At 63.5% G+C, this 14,761-nt stretch carries 22 protein-coding genes; 5 read left to right on the top strand and 17 right to left on the bottom strand.

Annotated features, from left to right (window positions below):
• Positions 1–1,923 (bottom strand): phage portal protein, encoded by a 1,923-nt coding sequence (locus AC07M1_RS18485; protein WP_495164111.1) that lies wholly within the window; start codon positions 1,921–1,923, stop codon positions 1–3.
• A gap of 48 nt (positions 1,924–1,971) precedes the next feature.
• Positions 1,972–3,327: a phage terminase large subunit gene (locus AC07M1_RS18480; protein WP_495164110.1), complete on the bottom strand. Its 1,356-nt coding sequence runs from the start codon at positions 3,325–3,327 to the stop codon at positions 1,972–1,974.
• 38 nt (positions 3,328–3,365) lie between these two features.
• On the opposite strand from AC07M1_RS18480, the gene AC07M1_RS18475 reads away from it, so the two are divergent.
• Positions 3,366–3,977, top strand: a complete 612-nt coding sequence (locus AC07M1_RS18475; RefSeq protein WP_495164109.1) for a hypothetical protein — start codon at positions 3,366–3,368, stop codon at positions 3,975–3,977.
• A 3-nt stretch (positions 3,978–3,980) separates the two neighbouring features.
• Here AC07M1_RS18475 and AC07M1_RS18470 read toward each other — a convergent pair whose 3' ends face one another.
• The 15 genes from AC07M1_RS18470 to AC07M1_RS18400 form a co-directional block, all read right to left on the bottom strand.
• Positions 3,981–4,502: a terminase small subunit gene (locus AC07M1_RS18470; protein WP_495164108.1), complete on the bottom strand. Its 522-nt coding sequence runs from the start codon at positions 4,500–4,502 to the stop codon at positions 3,981–3,983.
• The gene (locus AC07M1_RS18465) at positions 4,499–4,744 is read right to left on the bottom strand and encodes a hypothetical protein (RefSeq protein WP_495164107.1); all 246 of its coding nucleotides are present in this window, start codon (positions 4,742–4,744) and stop codon (positions 4,499–4,501) included. Before AC07M1_RS18465 ends, AC07M1_RS18470 begins: the two co-directional genes overlap by 4 nt.
• Complete coding sequence (locus tag AC07M1_RS18460) at positions 4,741–5,064, bottom strand: hypothetical protein (RefSeq protein ID WP_495164106.1); 324 nt, start codon at positions 5,062–5,064, stop codon at positions 4,741–4,743. The genes AC07M1_RS18465 and AC07M1_RS18460 overlap by 4 nt, the downstream gene beginning before the upstream one ends.
• 130 nt (positions 5,065–5,194) lie before the next feature.
• Positions 5,195–6,835 (bottom strand): hypothetical protein, encoded by a 1,641-nt coding sequence (locus AC07M1_RS18455; RefSeq protein ID WP_495164105.1) that lies wholly within the window; start codon positions 6,833–6,835, stop codon positions 5,195–5,197.
• Between the two features lies 1 nt (position 6,836).
• Entirely contained in the window at positions 6,837–7,172 is a 336-nt protein-coding gene (locus AC07M1_RS18450) for a hypothetical protein (RefSeq protein WP_495164104.1), read from the bottom strand.
• Entirely contained in the window at positions 7,169–8,287 is a 1,119-nt protein-coding gene (locus tag AC07M1_RS18445) for an ATP-dependent DNA helicase (protein WP_495164103.1), read from the bottom strand. The genes AC07M1_RS18450 and AC07M1_RS18445 overlap by 4 nt, the downstream gene beginning before the upstream one ends.
• Positions 8,284–8,724 (bottom strand): hypothetical protein, encoded by a 441-nt coding sequence (locus tag AC07M1_RS18440; RefSeq protein ID WP_495164102.1) that lies wholly within the window; start codon positions 8,722–8,724, stop codon positions 8,284–8,286. The genes AC07M1_RS18445 and AC07M1_RS18440 overlap by 4 nt, the downstream gene beginning before the upstream one ends.
• Positions 8,721–8,888, bottom strand: a complete 168-nt coding sequence (locus AC07M1_RS18435; protein ID WP_495164101.1) for a hypothetical protein — start codon at positions 8,886–8,888, stop codon at positions 8,721–8,723. The genes AC07M1_RS18440 and AC07M1_RS18435 overlap by 4 nt, the downstream gene beginning before the upstream one ends.
• A gap of 65 nt (positions 8,889–8,953) precedes the next feature.
• Positions 8,954–9,193: a DUF2312 domain-containing protein gene (locus AC07M1_RS18430; protein WP_495164100.1), complete on the bottom strand. Its 240-nt coding sequence runs from the start codon at positions 9,191–9,193 to the stop codon at positions 8,954–8,956.
• Positions 9,178–9,471: a hypothetical protein gene (locus tag AC07M1_RS18425; RefSeq protein WP_495164099.1), complete on the bottom strand. Its 294-nt coding sequence runs from the start codon at positions 9,469–9,471 to the stop codon at positions 9,178–9,180. Before AC07M1_RS18425 ends, AC07M1_RS18430 begins: the two co-directional genes overlap by 16 nt.
• Positions 9,468–9,827 carry a helix-turn-helix domain-containing protein gene (locus AC07M1_RS18420; RefSeq protein WP_495164098.1) on the bottom strand — a complete coding sequence of 120 codons (360 nt, stop codon included), beginning with the start codon at positions 9,825–9,827 and terminating at the stop codon, positions 9,468–9,470. Before AC07M1_RS18420 ends, AC07M1_RS18425 begins: the two co-directional genes overlap by 4 nt.
• Positions 9,824–10,147, bottom strand: a complete 324-nt coding sequence (locus tag AC07M1_RS18415) for a hypothetical protein (protein WP_495164097.1) — start codon at positions 10,145–10,147, stop codon at positions 9,824–9,826. The genes AC07M1_RS18420 and AC07M1_RS18415 overlap by 4 nt, the downstream gene beginning before the upstream one ends.
• Complete coding sequence (locus AC07M1_RS18410) at positions 10,144–10,386, bottom strand: hypothetical protein (protein WP_495164096.1); 243 nt, start codon at positions 10,384–10,386, stop codon at positions 10,144–10,146. The genes AC07M1_RS18415 and AC07M1_RS18410 overlap by 4 nt, the downstream gene beginning before the upstream one ends.
• A 580-nt stretch (positions 10,387–10,966) precedes the next feature.
• Positions 10,967–11,443: a hypothetical protein gene (locus tag AC07M1_RS18405; RefSeq protein ID WP_495164095.1), complete on the bottom strand. Its 477-nt coding sequence runs from the start codon at positions 11,441–11,443 to the stop codon at positions 10,967–10,969.
• Positions 11,443–11,592 (bottom strand): hypothetical protein, encoded by a 150-nt coding sequence (locus AC07M1_RS18400; protein ID WP_495164094.1) that lies wholly within the window; start codon positions 11,590–11,592, stop codon positions 11,443–11,445. The genes AC07M1_RS18405 and AC07M1_RS18400 overlap by 1 nt, the downstream gene beginning before the upstream one ends.
• 421 nt (positions 11,593–12,013) lie before the next feature.
• On the opposite strand from AC07M1_RS18400, the gene AC07M1_RS18395 reads away from it, so the two are divergent.
• From AC07M1_RS18395 to AC07M1_RS18380, 4 genes are all read left to right on the top strand, one after another.
• Positions 12,014–12,673, top strand: coding sequence for a hypothetical protein (locus AC07M1_RS18395; RefSeq protein WP_495164093.1), 660 nt, complete (start codon positions 12,014–12,016; stop codon positions 12,671–12,673).
• 307 nt (positions 12,674–12,980) lie between these two features.
• Complete coding sequence (locus tag AC07M1_RS18390; RefSeq protein ID WP_495164092.1) at positions 12,981–13,283, top strand: DUF4258 domain-containing protein; 303 nt, start codon at positions 12,981–12,983, stop codon at positions 13,281–13,283.
• Positions 13,284–13,301: 18 nt separating this feature from the next.
• Positions 13,302–13,745, top strand: coding sequence for a helix-turn-helix domain-containing protein (locus AC07M1_RS18385; RefSeq protein WP_495164091.1), 444 nt, complete (start codon positions 13,302–13,304; stop codon positions 13,743–13,745).
• A 409-nt stretch (positions 13,746–14,154) separates the two neighbouring features.
• Positions 14,155–14,761, top strand: a 607-nt coding sequence (locus AC07M1_RS18380; RefSeq protein ID WP_495164090.1) for a DUF7666 domain-containing protein, incomplete at its 3' end; no start/stop codon positions are given.

Genomic DNA, 14,761 nt, shown 5'->3' with positions numbered 1-14,761 from the left:
CTAGGCCTCGCTGGGTCGCCACCCATCCGTCTGCGCCTCGAAAATCTCCGGACCGAACCGCAGCTTGCCCCGGAACGGCTCGACCTTCGACAGGTCCAGTGCCTCCGGCTTGGCGTACGTGATGGTCACATGAGGCTGATACTCGGGGAAATCGTGGCTCGCCCCGGCACGGATGATCTGTTCATGCCGCCACGACAGCCGCGACGACGTAAACAGAAGCACGACGGCGCCCTTGTCGCCCAGCGCCTCGACGATGCGGACCCCGCCCGGCGGAACCTCGATCATACCGTCTTTCTCCTGGTTCCAGTCCTCGCCCTCGATCTTCATCCAGTCTAGCGGGGTCTTGGAGTAGGCGACGGTGACGTGCAACTCGTCGGCTGAGGTGACACTGTCGAACCCCTGCCCCTTCGCCCACGCGATGAACTCGGCGGCATTGAGCAGTTTGCGCTGAACGTAGAGCGTGCGAGGCGTCGCGTCCTGGACCAGCAGCGCGTCATTCGCGGCACGGCGGGCGGGGTCGCTACATCCCCCGCCACGGCCGGCTAGATCCGGATCACCTCCTTTCGCTCGCGCCTGCAAAATGCTGGGATCTTCTTCGTCGTCGCCGGGTTCGTCGTGATTGAAACCGTAGCGCTCTGCTTCCGGCACCTCTGCAAGCGCGCCATCGAGACCGGGCATCCAGCCATTCTCACTGAGCCCGTTCTGATACGCCTTCGCGAACGCCTCTTCCGGGATAGTGCCGGACAGCTGCACCTTCTCCGCGGCGTCGACCCAGACCTTGAACCGGTCGGTCTCTTCCTTGTCGGACGGCACATCGAGTTCGGCGAACTTCCACCAGACCTCCGGCGGCCGACTGCCCAGCGCCGAAGGTATCAGCGCGGCGTCGATCTGGCGGAGGCATTGCGCGGTTTCGAGCGTCTGCCCGCTCTCGACCATCTTGTTCCAGTTAGCGTCATCGCCCTCGCCTGTGGCATTGAGTCCCTTCGGCGAAGTGCCCCAAAAGCGTGTGACGGGGATGTCCGACGCGGCCGAAAGCGCCTCCGCATAGACCCGGATGACATCGGGAATGCCGTCCCACGCGACCTGGTGCCGGTCGATCGTCTCGCCGCCCTTCCCGTCGGCATCGCCGCTGTCATAGACCTTGGCGTTGATGACGCTGCTGCCCTGCGCCATCAGCTGAAGGCGCCGCAGCAAGCGAGCCTCGCCCTCTGGCGTCGCCACCATTTCCAGCATTTTGGGGATGCCGATATCGACGTTCAGCGCGTCCTTGATCATGGCCGAGAACGTCGCCAGCGCCTCATCAAGGTTCTGCGCCGGCTCGATCAACGAAGGTACTCGGCCACGGCCCCAGAACCGGTCGTCCCATGAACCGCGCCAGATTGATGGCAACGGCTCGGCACGAAAGCAGACGACCCGGCTGGGATGGATGCGCTGCTGTCCGGTCTTGGCCGCGCTCATCGTCCAGTATTCGGGCGTGCCGTAATCGGCTCGGGTGATCTCCTCGACCCAGTTGTGGCCGGAAAGGTGCCAGCGCGAGACCGGGTTGACGGCGACAAGGCCACCCTTAGCGGTGACGTTCAAGGGCAGTGCCGGATCACCCGCAGTCACTAGGATCAGCGCGCCGCCGCCGAGGCCGCGCATAATTTCGCCCTGCTTGAGCTTGTTCTGCAGGTCGTGCCGCTGCTCCTCCTTTTCGAGGAGTTCGATCTGGTCCTTGTCCGCCTGCCAGTTGCGCCATGCCCGGATACGGTCGTTCGCCGGAATGGCGATGACCTTCCGCAGCGACCAGCTGGCCTCATAGGCCTGCTCGATTTCCTGCGGGCTGAGAATGTTCGCGAGATATGCGCGGGAGGTGCGTGCATCGGCGCGGGTGCCGAGGCCGGTGACGACGTTGGTCAGCCCGTCGACGAATGCGCGCACCATGCCCATGGGCGAGGTTGTGGCTGGCGGTAGCGGGCGGGGTTACCGCCGTCAGAGGGCTTGGTCGAGGGCCGCGGCGTAGTTGTAGCCGGCGCCGAGCATCAGCTCGGTCAGCGCCCAGATTCCCGCGTCCGCGCGGTCAGGCGAGCCTTCGCCGACATAGCCAGAAGGGGTGAAGTTGCAGAGCTGATCTTCAAGGTCAGGGAACACCCCGGCGTGTGTGACCCTTCCCTGCTCATACAGCGCTGCGATCGGTTCGGCACGGACCACCTTGCCCCTGGTCGCCGTCACCTCCTTGAACGAACACTTCGGGTCGGCCGCGCGAATGACTGCCGCGACCATCGCGCCGCCAAAGTTCCTTTCGGCGACAATGCGATCGGCGCCCCACCGTTCTGCTATGGCCACGGTCCGACGCCCCCACCCTTCCGGCGACAGGTTGCAGGTGGCATCCTCCAGCACGTAGCCGCGGCCATCTACGCCCAGCCCGGCTGCGACGATGCCTATGTCGTCCCCCGTGCCGTCGCCTTTCGTCCCCGACGGGTCCACCGCGACGACTACGCGCTGCATCGGGATCGCGCGCCCGTTGTACCAAACAACCAAGCCACGCGCGGTGTCATTGTCCTGCACGGTGCCGCGGTGCTGGTCGATCATTTCTGAGGTCCACAGCGCTCCATTGACCTCGCTCGCCCACTCTCCGTCTTCGAACCGTAGACGTTTCGCCGCAGACATGCCGGCAAGCACCTCGAAATACTCGGCGGGCAGGTTGTCGGCATTGTCGCTCGGATTGACCTTCATCTCGACGTAGTTGTCGGGGTCAGGCACCGGCTCCTTTGTGCCTGGCTTGAGCTTCTTGCGGAACAGCTGGAACGACCAGTGCAGCTTGCTCGGCGGGTTGCAGTCGAAATAGGCCTTCAACGCGAGGTATTTGCGCTTCACAACTGCGGCGATTTCCTTCGCCAGCTCGACCAGCTGGGCAAGGCGCGACATCGCCATTTCGATGCTGTTCCACGGAATCTGGCTGCTCTCGTTGAAGTACAGCGTGGCGTATTCCTGTCCGAGGATCTTCTCGACCCGCTCCTTGTCGTCGAGGCCGCCAATCCAGACCTGCGAGCCGTTTGGCAGCTCGAGGTAGAAGTCGGTCTTGTCGAAGCGAGCTCGCAGCGTCGGGAAGCACAGCTTCAGCACCTTGGGCATGGTGTCGGCCCAGATGCTGGTCTTTGCATGATTGAAGCGAAACCGGAAGATCGCGTGCCGGCTGCCTGGCGCGTTGATGGCGCGCTGGATGATGGCGCGGACGAGCAGGAAGGTCTTGCCCGAACGCGAGCCGCCGCGCAGCATGATGTTTCGCGCGGGGCCAGCTAGGAGGGCGTTGGCTTCCCGTTGGCGGGGCGTGAGTGTCGCGATCACAGTTGCCCGTCGACAATCGCGCTGGCAGTCACGTCGGCATGGTCACCATTACGAACGAACCCATCCATTGTATCGGCAATTCGAGCGAGTCCGTTGGCTTCGTGTCCGACGGGCATGAATGCGACCGTTCGGTGTACACATTGACCACACGATTGGGTCAGCTTCTGAACATTGCTGAGCGCAGGTTCGGGCCGCGCGATATGACCTTCACACTCCTTGGTATTGAATTCCACGAAACGGGGCCGATGACTTGGTTTCCGGGAAACAGCGGTCACATCGCTATCAGATTGACCAGTCGAAGCCGGAATCAGCCGAACTGGGCCTGCCACCAGCTCGCGCACGAGGTGGTTCATCTTCTTGCGCCGCGTGTTGGGCAGATCGCACCTGTCGTTGAAGAAGGGCTCGCGACCATTTTTGCAGACGAGATGAGCCTGGTGATGGGATTGGGGCAAGGCACCAGCCATTCGGGCTATCTCAACGCCGCCCAGCTCACGCGTAAGTTGCTGGACCAAGACCCCAGTGTCATTGCCTCTGCTCGACTGGAGAGGCCTTGTTTCATGGACTGGACCCCCGATTTTTTGCTCACGCACGCTCAATGGATCACGTCCACCGAAGCCGAGGCGCTCTGCGCGCCGTTTCCTGGTCGGTAGCACTCAAAGTTCTGCATCTTCCGGCGCGACGGTAATCGCGATACCCCCGGTATGCTCGACCTTCTCCTTGAAAGCCTGCACGTCGATGTGCTTGCCGATCAGCTCAAGGCGCTTGACCCGATCGGAAAGCTTGACCTTGTGCAGCCGACCGACGTGCTCGCGCGATTCACCCCGCCCTTCCCACAGGTCCTCGACTTCGATCCCGGCGACGAGACCCTTGCGCCAGATCAACGGCCATTCGTGCACCGGCTTCAAGCCGCCATCGTCATCCATGAGGTCGCCAAGGTCGGCTTCAACCTCGGCCGCGAGACGGGTCAGGAGCCAGTCCGCATCGATACGCGTCCGTTCCGATCGTTCTGCCTTGAGCGCGGCCACAGCCTCGGCGATGTCAGCATCTGCAAGCAAACGGGCACCCTCGGTTCGGGCGCCGCTCTCCGCATACCCCGCCCGGATCGCCGCCCGCGTTGCATTGAGATCGACGAGATACTCCTCGACGAACCGCTGCTTTTTCGCGGTCAGGCTCACAGCGCCGCCCTCGCTGCAAGAATCGCGAGGGCGGCGACAGCGATTGCAACGCTAGCCACGTTGAGCCACCACGCTGCTTCGCCGAACACACGAAGCACCACCGCGCCGCGCGGATAGCCTGCGCGACGAAACTCGTTGACCACCGTGTCGACATGATCTCCGGCCCGCCCTCGCTGGAGCAGCGCCACCCCCGACCCGCAGATGATGACCACGCACAACAGTGCGGCTTGAAGATCTGTCATCTCGTTTCCTCCATCAACTCAGCATCAAAAAACGTCGGCTTCTCCTGCACCCGAAGCCTGCGCCCCAGCACGTACGCCCTCGCCACCGACGACCGGCGCCGGGGATGCAAGGCGCATCCGGTGATCTCGGCCCGAGCCGCTCGCAGCTCGTCACCACCGGCCTCCTCGATCCAGCGACGGATGACGCGCCAGTTCGTGCGGAAATGCTCCTCGATCTCCTTCGACTGGCCGAGGCGCAGGAACACCTCGCGGAAGTCGGCGGGCAGATCGCGGTAGGGGCGCTGGAGGCCGGTGTCGGGCTTGCGAGCGGCTTGGGTCATGGCTCGCTGCCCTTGCGGGTATGTGCGGGGATATGCGGGTTTCTTTCAGCCGCTATCTGCGTTTTAGCACTGTGTATTTTCCGCGCGAAGGGTTGGGAATAAACCCGCAAATACCCGCTATACCCGCAGATCATGCCCGCACCGCCTTCCAGATCTTCTGCTTGAGGTGGGTATCTTCGTCGGCGACGAACTTAAGTCCGGAGACAATCCGTCCCTCGAACCTCTTGAGATAGTGGCTCAGTTTCTTCGTGTTGACGCCGCCGCGGCCGTCGTCCGCGACCTCAATCAGCGCCTCGCGGAGAACCGGATAGGCCAGCCCGCCATGCCTATCATTCGTTGCGGCCACCTCCTTGATGGCGGCGGTGGTCCGGGCCGAACCCTGCACGGCGTCATACCAGGACGTCAGCAGGTTCCCGAGTTGCGTCGTAATCGGATCCTCGGCCCGGGCCTTGTTCATCGTCTCACAGGGGTCGGCGCGGCCAAGCCAGGCCAGTGCAGACCGGACCATTCGGCTCCAGTCCTCAAACGACGCCAGCGCCGGAAGCTCGCCGGGGAACCCGGCCACGACATAGGCGCGCACCACGACCAGCGCGGCGGCGACGTACTTGCCGCGATCGGCAAGCACCTCTTCGAATGGATTGTGCGCGAAGTTGCGCAGCTCGGGCCGCTCCATGTCGGGGTCGAGCGAGCAGAGAATGACTCGGCGGGTCATATCGCCGACGAGTTGGATGTTGTTGCCCGTGGCGAAGCACGTCGCCCGGCTCTCGACCTTGGCGAAGACGGACTGGCCCAGCGGACGCACCGCGACGACGGGCCGCTCGATCATCTGGCACAGGAAGTCGCCGCCCAGCGTGCCATTGACGTTGTCAATGGAGATGATGGTCTGTGCTGACAGCAGTGCGGCGACGAGACGCTTTTCCGTCTCTTCTTCGGTGCGACCGGCGCTGAGCACCGGCGCGCGCTCTCCGCTGTTGATGGCGGATGCGAGGTCGATGATGTAGCTCTTGCCTGAGCCGGGCACAGGCGCGCTGGTGGCATGCATCGGGGCCGTCGTCACAGCGCCGCGGACGACCGGGGTGATGAGCGCCGACAGGGCAACAGAGCGGCTGGCGTCGTCCACGAACGGAAATTCGTTCAGCAGCGCGTCAAGCTGGTCTAGCGCGGCAAGCGCGTCCTGGCGCGTCGGCGCCGATGGCATCCGGGGCAATGCCGGTGCCTCGAGCAGCAGCAGCTGCGTCGCGGGGTCGTATCCACCCTTGGAGAGGATGGTGCCATCGGGCCGCAGCGTCGGCGTCGTAATGACACCGGAAAGTTTACGCAGGCGCCACTCACCGTCACGGGCGAGAACGATCGAGGCAACATCGCCCGGCGGATCGGTCCGGACATAGCCCTTCTTCCGGGCGTTCCATTTGATCCAGCGCGCAGAGCGCGACAGCCGATCGATCATCACCGCAGTAGTGACGTCTGTAAGGCGCGCGACCTTGGTCCTGCGACCGCGCGCCGCCGGCATGTCATCGACCACAGGCCGGACGAGCCGCTCGCCGCGGACAAAGAAAGGCGTCTGCGCAGTGATTAGCGCCGATTCCGCCGCGGTTGCGAGGTTATGCAGCTCACCGGCCTCAAGCGTGATGACAGGGAGGTCCGTGCCGCCAACGACTGAGTACGCCTCGTCCTTGCGGAACGGGAGGATGTTATCGCGTAGGGCTTCGGGTGCCGCCTCGTCCTTCGGGATGCTGTCGAGGTAGACGTTGATGTCATCGGGATCGTTCACGTCATCCATCTCCACGACCCGACCAGTTCACCGCGCGTTCGAGATGGCGTGCGGATTCGAGCATGCTCGCCAGCGCGAACCGCGTCATATGCAGCTTTCCCGGTGGCATCGGCGCGTACGCGGCGCCGGTGGCGAGGCGGGAAACTTCGGCGAGGATGCCCGCTGTCTCGTTGGAGCAGCGCCGAAGCCCCGCAGCGGCCTGGTCCCGAATGGCCGCGATCGCGACCCGGTTGGCCATGTCGAGTTCATCCTCATTCGGACAGTGGATCGAGATCGATGCGCGATACGCAGCTTCGACCGCCTCGACGTCGGGCCGAATGCGAGCCGGCGCGTTCATACGATCACCGTCACGCGCTCAGCGGCGCGGGTGACTGCGGTATAGAGCCAGTTCGAACGAGCATCGCGGAAGGCTCCGGACTCGTCGAAGACGATGACGTTGTCCCACTGACTGCCCTGCGATTTGTGGCAGGTAATCGCCCATCCGAATGTGAACTCGTGGGATTCCCGTCGCTCGCGCCAGTCCAGCTCCCGCTCGGTGCCGTTGAAGAACTCGTCGCGCACCCCGATCCAGACCGGGTCGCGGTTCGGCTCGTCAATCGAATGCGCCATGATGTCGAAGCGGCCAAACTTGTCCTCGACGACGCGCGCGTGCCAGAGGCCGCCGTTGAACAGCGCCTTCTCACGGTTGTTGCGCAGGCAGATTAGACGATCACCGACGGCCGGATGCCACGCCGCGCGCTCGCCTGCTAAATCCTTGAGGGCGCGGACCCGGCGATTGAACGCAGTACGGGTCCGGTTGAGGCCGCAAAGAACCTGGTCGGCGCCGAGAACGAGGCCGCGCAGTTGCTCGGCATCCAGATCCGCGCGCGACGCAACGAGGCTCTCGCCAAAGGTACCGCGCTCGAGCGACTTGCCCTCGCGGATGTCCATGCTCATGCGAATAATAGGGTTGTCTCGCGCCTGGCGATGGACCTCGGTCAACATGATATCGGGCGCCGAATTGATGAAGAAGCCCTCGCCTTTGACGGGACGAAGCTGCGCCGGGTCGCCCAGCACAAGGATCGGCACCTTGAAGCTCAGTAGGTCGCGTGCGAGCTCGTCGTCGACCATTGAGACCTCGTCGACGATCAGGAGCTTGGCGTTCGACAGATCGCTGTCGCGATTAAGCTTGAACGACGCCTCCCCGGTCTCGGAGCACACGTCGACCTTGTAGATCAGCGAGTGGATCGTCGAGGCTTCGTCGCACCCCTTCTTGCGCAGCTGCAGGGCGGCTTTGCCGGTGAAGGTCGCATAGAGAACTGTGCCGCGCACCGAGGCCGCAAGCTCCTTTGCCAGTGTCGTCTTGCCCGTACCGGCATAGCCGAACAAGCGGAACACAGGCTTACGGTCGCGCGATTTGATCCATGCGCGCACGTCTTCGATCGCGCGCTCCTGTTGCGGGGACCAGCTCACAACCCCTCCCCCGTCACGAACGGCGCCCCAAGCCCGCGCAGCCATGCGAAGAAGCTGTCCTCGCGCCGGAACACCCCGACGTGATGACCCCATCCGAACAACCTGTTGAGACGGTCGCGCTGATTCTGGTCCGGCATCTCCTTGCCGTCCTTCCATTCCACGAACGCGACACCGCGCTCCCCGAGGTGCGGCCTCCAGGTCACGACCCAGTCCAGCGCGCCGGCCTTCATGCCCTCCTTCTTGCGCTGCTGGACTTCCCAGCGGCTGCGACGTCCCGCGTTGGGGATGGCGACGATGTCGACCGCGGGGCAGATGAAGCGGGCACGGCGGAGCGCGGCGAGTTGGCGCGCGCCCTCATCGCGCGGATCCTTGTCCCGGCAATCGATATGCCAGGGCAGGTCTTGCGCCGGAGCTTCGAGGGCGGCGAGGAAGTTCACGGGACAGCGACCCGCGCCCTGTTCTTGCGCTCGATCGCGAGGTGATACTCGACGGTCTTTTCAGGGACGTCGTACATCCGGCACAGCCCGTCGACGGTAAAGGACGCGAGCCGTTCATCGGTGCATCCGGTCAGCAGCGACAGCAGGTGATTCTTCGACGCCACCGCAGACAGCGGCTCCCGGCCGTAGCCGGTGCGCTGTTTCGGCTGCGGTCGCCCCCTGCCCCGCATCACGCCATGCCCAGCGCGTTGCGATAGGTTTCCAGCAGCGCATCCTGCTCGTCGAGCTGGTGCTTCTCCATCTTGCGGAGACGCACGATGGTGCGGATCGTCTTGGCATCGAACCCGGTCGATTTCGCCTCGTTGTAGACGTCCTTGATGTCGTCGCTGATGCCGCGCTTCTCCTCTTCGAGTCGCTCGATGCGTTCGATGAGCAAGCGGAGCTGTTCCGCGCTTATGCTGTCGGACATGGTGCCTCCGTTGGGTTGAGATGTGCAGAGATGGCCGCGACATGCCCGTCGATTGCGCGCGCGCGTCGTTCAAGTTCACCGACGACGCGTGAGAGGTCTACGTCGGTGACGCCGCGCTCACCCGCCAGTTTCGCGCGCAGCGAGCGTTCCTCGATGCCGAGAAGCTGCGCGGTCCGGGCATTGCCGAGAAACATCGCGGTGAGCAGCAGCATGCCGCCGGGCGACATGGCTTTTGCTGGTGAGCCGGATTGCGGCTCGGAATTGGGATTGAGATTCATCCGCTTAACCCCCTGTTCGATGACGGGTCCGGCACGGCGGCATGGACAGTGCGGGATGGCTGACGTTCCAGCCGCGCGACGATTGCGCGATAAGCGGCCTCGACGCTGCGCTGGTCCTCAACTCGTCTTGCCGCGGACTGGATCGCGAAGTGCGCCGTGCTGTGGTCGCGCCCGCCGGTGTGGCGGGCTATGACCTGAAGCGATCGACCGGTCAGCTCGCGGGCTATGAAGATGGAAAGCTGGCGGGGATGCGAGAACCGCTGCTTTCGGTTGGGCGAAAGGAGATCTTCGACACTGAGGCCGAAGTGAGCGGCGACGGTTTCGTGGACCTGGGCAATAGTTGGCCGCTGCATCATGCGGGCACTCCAACCCGATACCCGCCACCGACGCCTGAGCAAGATTCGATCGTAATCCCGGCCCGTCGCATCCGATGGACTTGGACACGTATCGTCCCCTCGCCCGCAGTCGGCGCAACCTCGTCTCGAAGCTCGAAGCCGCTGACCGTCTCACCGGCGCGGGCTTGCAAGTGGTCGAGAATGCGCTGCTGGGCCGGGGTCAGGCGCGCCGTCTTCGGATCGACGCAGACGCCGGGCATCACTCCGTAGAAGTGATACCGGACCCCGGCGTGCTCCCACGGGGTTGCGGCCGTGCCGACGCGATCGTTGAGCCAGATCATCGGGCCTGCCACCCCATGTCCGCAACGATCTGGCGCCAGAGCTGCGAACCGCGCGCGGCGGTCAGTCCGTTGCCGGCGGCCCAGCTGCTCGAAGTCCCGCCATTTGCGATATGCTCCGCAAGCGACGCCTTTTGCTCCCGCGACTTTGCCTCGTGGTTGCGACGACGGGTCCGGAACGCGAGGCCCTGGTTGCTGGTTGAGAACAGGCCCAGACCGGAGCCGATCAATTGCTCAGCCATGACGCGCCTCCATCCATTCGGCGCAGGTCCGGTGATCCCGGAACGGATACGATCCGTCCGGCTTGCGTGGCGTCAGCGGTCCGGCGACAGGTCGCGGCTTGGGGGCATTCGGGGGCATGCCGCACCGAACAGTGGGAGCTCGTGCGCCGGACGGTCCGGGCGAAGAAATGGCTCGGGCCGTACCCCCCCCCTGCTCCAGAACCTTCGCGTATGGCTGGTAGTCGGAGAAATCGAGGATGAGCTTGCGCGCGACGCGCATTGCGGAGGACCTGCTCATGCCAGCAGCAGCCGCGCTTTCATCGAGCGAGCGCCCCTCAGCAGCATAGCCTTGAAGCATGATGGCCCGCTTTGCCATACTTGCGGATAGGCCGCGCTGGCGTGCGTACTGGTCGAGTAGAAACGGCGGGCTATCCATGGGAGATCCTCCGGGCTTTCTCGTTGGCGATGAGTTCCCGGATCAGGCGTCCGGGAGTGACATGCTGAACCGGCGCGATCTGAAAATCCTGAGAGCGCACAGTCGCGAGCCGAGCGTCGGGCATCGTCCGCAGCAGCGAAGAGATCATGGGCGGGTCGTAAGGGATCACAGCGTGTCCCTTTCGGCCTCGATGCTGGCGATGAGCGCATCGGCCTCGCGGCGGACCCGCCGAAGATCCGCGAGGTACCCGAGCTTCTCCTGAAGCACCTCGCGCTTGCCACCGGGTGACGTCTCAGTGCGCGCGATCGCGATAAGCGCTCCTGCGGAAAGGAGTGTCGGGAGGATGTCACCCTCTCCTTCTCGCTCGACCGGTACGACGCGGCCGCCCATCAGGCGGGCGTACGGGTCGAGGCTGATCGGCCCGAAAACTTCGCCGAGGCGTTTCAAATAGATCGGATTGAGGTCGGTTTTCTTGTTCGCCGCGTTCGACACCGTGCCGAGCGACACGTCGATCGTCTCGCTGATTTCCTGCAGCGTGGCGCGGTGGTCGTTCTGGATGTTGCGCAGGATCTCGGCGACTGCATCGCGATAAGCGGCTGTCTCCTCGACGGCGTTGACACGCAAGACGTTGCGGGCGCGCATCAATAGTTCTCCCGTCCATGGAAAGACCCGCCCGCATCAGCGCCGAGCCACTGGCTGTGTTCGTCCGGCTGCTGCTGGGCCTGCTGGCAGCGCGCGTGGAAAAGCGCGGCGATGGCCAGCATGGCGGCGGTGATGATGCTCGGCTTCATGCCGGCACCTGGTGTGTTGCGACGTTCCCGGGCTTCGCGACTATCAATGAGCTTCCCGCTACCGTCGCCGCGTTGACGCAAGACGCAGCCCGGGCATTCCCAGCGCCGTCGCGGTCGCCGGTTGGAAGGGACGGGCGGGAATTGGTGGAGCCGGACCATTGATCGTCGGTGCAGCCGCAGATGGCTCGACCGCAGTTGGCACAGCGTTCGTGGGTGATGGCAGTGGTGCGTTGGACCGAGACTCCGAAGACGCGGGCGAGCAGTGCCGGGCTGGCCCCTTCCCATCCGTGGCGGCGTTCGACCATGACGCGTCGGGTGTTGACCGGCGGAGTCATGCCGCGGCCTGTTCGGCAAGCACAGGGCGGTACGTCGCCATGAACTGGCGGGCCTTGTCCGCTGTCTCTGGCCAGACCCTTCGACCTTGACGAAGCTGCCTGACAAAATGCCGGTCTCGTATCGCTTCATCGCTGAAGCGAGTGGCGGACATGCCAGTCTCGGCGAGGAACCGCTCGATGTCGGGGAGAAGCTGCTCATCCATGTTGGCTTGGATAAGGTGTGTTATGCCACACCGTCAAGCCCTGGTGTGTTATACCACCATCTTTTCGTCGCTGCCCATTGGTGTGATGAGACACACATGCAGCCGGACGAGTTCGAACGAGCGCTCAACGCAATTCGCCGCAACGTGGCGCGCGCAGTCGAGTCCACAGGCCTGGGCGCCAAACCATTCGCTCAGAAGAATGGTATGGGTGAAACTGTCGTCCGCGACCTGGTCAAGGCGCACAACAAAGACGTTCAATTGAGCACTCTCGCGAAGATTGCTCGCGGCTCAGGCGTCCCACTTGCAGAGTTGATCGATGTCCGAGAGAACACGATCCACGTCCCTACTGAAGGCGACCTAGAGGCCGCGCTCCTCGATATGCTTCCGGGTATGCCGAAGGGATCGCCGGACAAACGCGCTCGATATCTCGCTGAAGCCGTTGGACGTGCGCTGAAGCTTCCTCAAGCTCAGTCAGCCAGTGGTGACGGTCATCGCCCCCCCGCTGCCGGAGAAGGCGCTCCTCCTCCCGAATCCACCAACTGAGCTGGATGTTTGAGACCGCGCACGATCGAATGCAGCGGTCGCAACCGGCATTACAAGCCGGTTCGGCGAGCAATTCATCCGGCCGAGTCGCGGTAAACATGTTCTTAATCTGTTCCGCGATTTCCAACATGTCTAGGAAATTTCATAGTCGATAGATTGTGGGTCAGGGCTCGCGAGCGACGGCGTTCGCGATGCCTGGGCTTGATGGCACACCTATTGGGTGGGCAGGGAGCCTTGCCGCGCCGATTCTGGAACCACCGCGTCAACCTTTCGTTGACACATTCAACCTATCATTTTAATAGGTGACATGAGCAATGTGGTCCCGCTGAAACTGAGCGCGCCTCTCGCGATCAAGCAGATCCGAGAGATCGCCGCAGATAGCGATAACATCGTTATCGTTGATCATGCGATGAAGCGTCGGCGTCAGCGGAGAATAACAAGGCCACAAGTCGAAGCGTGTTTGAGGAAGGGGACGATCCAAGAAGGCCCGTTTTTGAATGACTTCGGAAACTGGCAGGTGACTTTGTATCGGCACGCTGCAGGCGAGGAAATGACGTGCGTAGTCGCAATAGATTGGCCGTCCCGGCTGATCGTTGTGACTGTTTTTTGAAGTGGGAGAAAGGCAGAGATGGCTTACCATTATAAGGAGAGCGGTCTCGACAACGTATTTTTGGAGAACGGCTACACCCGACACAAAACTCCGTATGGCGAGGGCGTCTCGATCAAGGACACCGATGGTCTACATCGCCTTATTGGCGAATGGCTTATTGGCAATGCCAAGCGGCTGAACGGCGCAGAGCTTCGATTCCTGCGCGTTCAGATGGAGCTTACTCAACGCAATCTGGCGGGCGTGCTGGGCGTCGATGAGCAGGCGGTGCGTCGCTGGGAGAAGCATCGAACCAAGCCCATAAACGGGTCTGCAGACCGTCTGCTTCGCGGGCTCTACAACGAGTACATTGGTGGCGACGGTACCATCCGCGCTATCGTGGAGCGTCTTTGTGAGCTGGATCAGGTGGAGACCTCTAAGGTACGCCTGCGCGAGGACCACGATCATTGGCAAGTAGCTGCGTAAGAGTATCATGAGCCCGCCGTAGCCGGCGGGCTCTTTGTTATCCGCCCGTTCCCTGGCCAGCCCCGTCAACTAACAGCGACAGCTCGGACTAAGCGACCCGTCGCAACAGGCCTTCCGGCCGCCACTACAGCCGCAGACCCCGCCGTGATGCGAACTACACCCCTGCTGACCTATCGCGAGCGTCGTTGAGCAAACCGGCGCCGCGCTCGACACTGCGAACGCCACTATCACGGCTAGCGCCAATTTCAGCATGTACCCCTCCCCCGAGTTGTTGGCGGAGGGTGCGCCTGGTTACGCGCGGAGTCCACCCAAAGAGAAAGTGTGCCTTACCACACTTTTCACTTGACGGTGTGTTTTACCACACCTAGTTGTTTCACATCGCCGCACCCCGCGGCATGGGAGCAACCGGATGGCCAAGAAGCCGACCAAGGCGAAAGCCGAGACCGCAGCGCCGGTCATCATCACGTCGATCAAGGGGTTCGACCAGGACCTGAGGTGTCGCGGTTTCCAGTTCGAGGCCGGCAAGACCTACGAGCACACCGGCGCGGTCAAGCAGTGCGCCAGCGGCTTCCATGCCTGCCCGGTCGAGCATCACCCGCTCTCGGTCTTTGAATTCTACGCTCCCGCCGGGAATCGCTTCTTCGAGGTCAGCCAGTCCGGTGAGACCAGCAGCGGCGGCACTAAGCTCGCGTCGGCAAAGATCACGATCGATTTTGAACTGACCATCGGCGACCTGGTCAAGCGTGCATGGGACTATGTCTGGTCGCGCGCTACCAAGAGCGATGATGCTCATGTGACAGTTGATTATGCGGCGGCTTCGGCCACCGGCACGCGGGGCGCGGCTTCGGCCACCGGCTGGCAGGGCGCGGCTTCGGCCACCGGCTGGCAGGGCGCGGCTTCGGCCACCGGCGAGCAGGGCGCGGCTTCGGCCACCGGCTGGCAGGGCGCGGCTTCGGCCACCGGCTGGCAGGGCGCGGCTTCGGCCACCGGCTGGCAGGGCGCGGCTTCGGCCACCG

It is taken from the genome of Sphingomonas sp. GW821-FHT10C01, assembly GCF_059415525.1.
The sequence above is the reverse complement of the archived record's forward strand: the minus strand, read 5'-3'. Positions and strand labels throughout refer to the sequence as shown.

What these genes read in the sequence shown, in the direction of transcription:
- AC07M1_RS18485 (WP_495164111.1), bottom strand. Translation starts at nt 1,923, where the DNA reads ATGGTGCGCGCATTCGTCGACGGGCTGACCAACGTCGTCACCGGCCTC.
- AC07M1_RS18475 (WP_495164109.1), top strand. Translation starts at nt 3,366, where the DNA reads ATGGTCACCATTACGAACGAACCCATCCATTGTATCGGCAATTCGAGC.
- AC07M1_RS18465 (WP_495164107.1), bottom strand. Translation starts at nt 4,744, where the DNA reads ATGACAGATCTTCAAGCCGCACTGTTGTGCGTGGTCATCATCTGCGGG.
- AC07M1_RS18460 (WP_495164106.1), bottom strand. Translation starts at nt 5,064, where the DNA reads ATGACCCAAGCCGCTCGCAAGCCCGACACCGGCCTCCAGCGCCCCTAC.
- AC07M1_RS18450 (WP_495164104.1), bottom strand. Translation starts at nt 7,172, where the DNA reads ATGAACGCGCCGGCTCGCATTCGGCCCGACGTCGAGGCGGTCGAAGCT.
- AC07M1_RS18430 (WP_495164100.1), bottom strand. Translation starts at nt 9,193, where the DNA reads ATGTCCGACAGCATAAGCGCGGAACAGCTCCGCTTGCTCATCGAACGC.
- AC07M1_RS18425 (WP_495164099.1), bottom strand. Translation starts at nt 9,471, where the DNA reads ATGAATCTCAATCCCAATTCCGAGCCGCAATCCGGCTCACCAGCAAAA.
- AC07M1_RS18420 (WP_495164098.1), bottom strand. Translation starts at nt 9,827, where the DNA reads ATGATGCAGCGGCCAACTATTGCCCAGGTCCACGAAACCGTCGCCGCT.
- AC07M1_RS18415 (WP_495164097.1), bottom strand. Translation starts at nt 10,147, where the DNA reads ATGATCTGGCTCAACGATCGCGTCGGCACGGCCGCAACCCCGTGGGAG.
- AC07M1_RS18410 (WP_495164096.1), bottom strand. Translation starts at nt 10,386, where the DNA reads ATGGCTGAGCAATTGATCGGCTCCGGTCTGGGCCTGTTCTCAACCAGC.
- AC07M1_RS18405 (WP_495164095.1), bottom strand. Translation starts at nt 11,443, where the DNA reads ATGCGCGCCCGCAACGTCTTGCGTGTCAACGCCGTCGAGGAGACAGCC.
- AC07M1_RS18400 (WP_495164094.1), bottom strand. Translation starts at nt 11,592, where the DNA reads ATGAAGCCGAGCATCATCACCGCCGCCATGCTGGCCATCGCCGCGCTT.
- AC07M1_RS18390 (WP_495164092.1), top strand. Translation starts at nt 12,981, where the DNA reads ATGAGCAATGTGGTCCCGCTGAAACTGAGCGCGCCTCTCGCGATCAAG.
- AC07M1_RS18385 (WP_495164091.1), top strand. Translation starts at nt 13,302, where the DNA reads ATGGCTTACCATTATAAGGAGAGCGGTCTCGACAACGTATTTTTGGAG.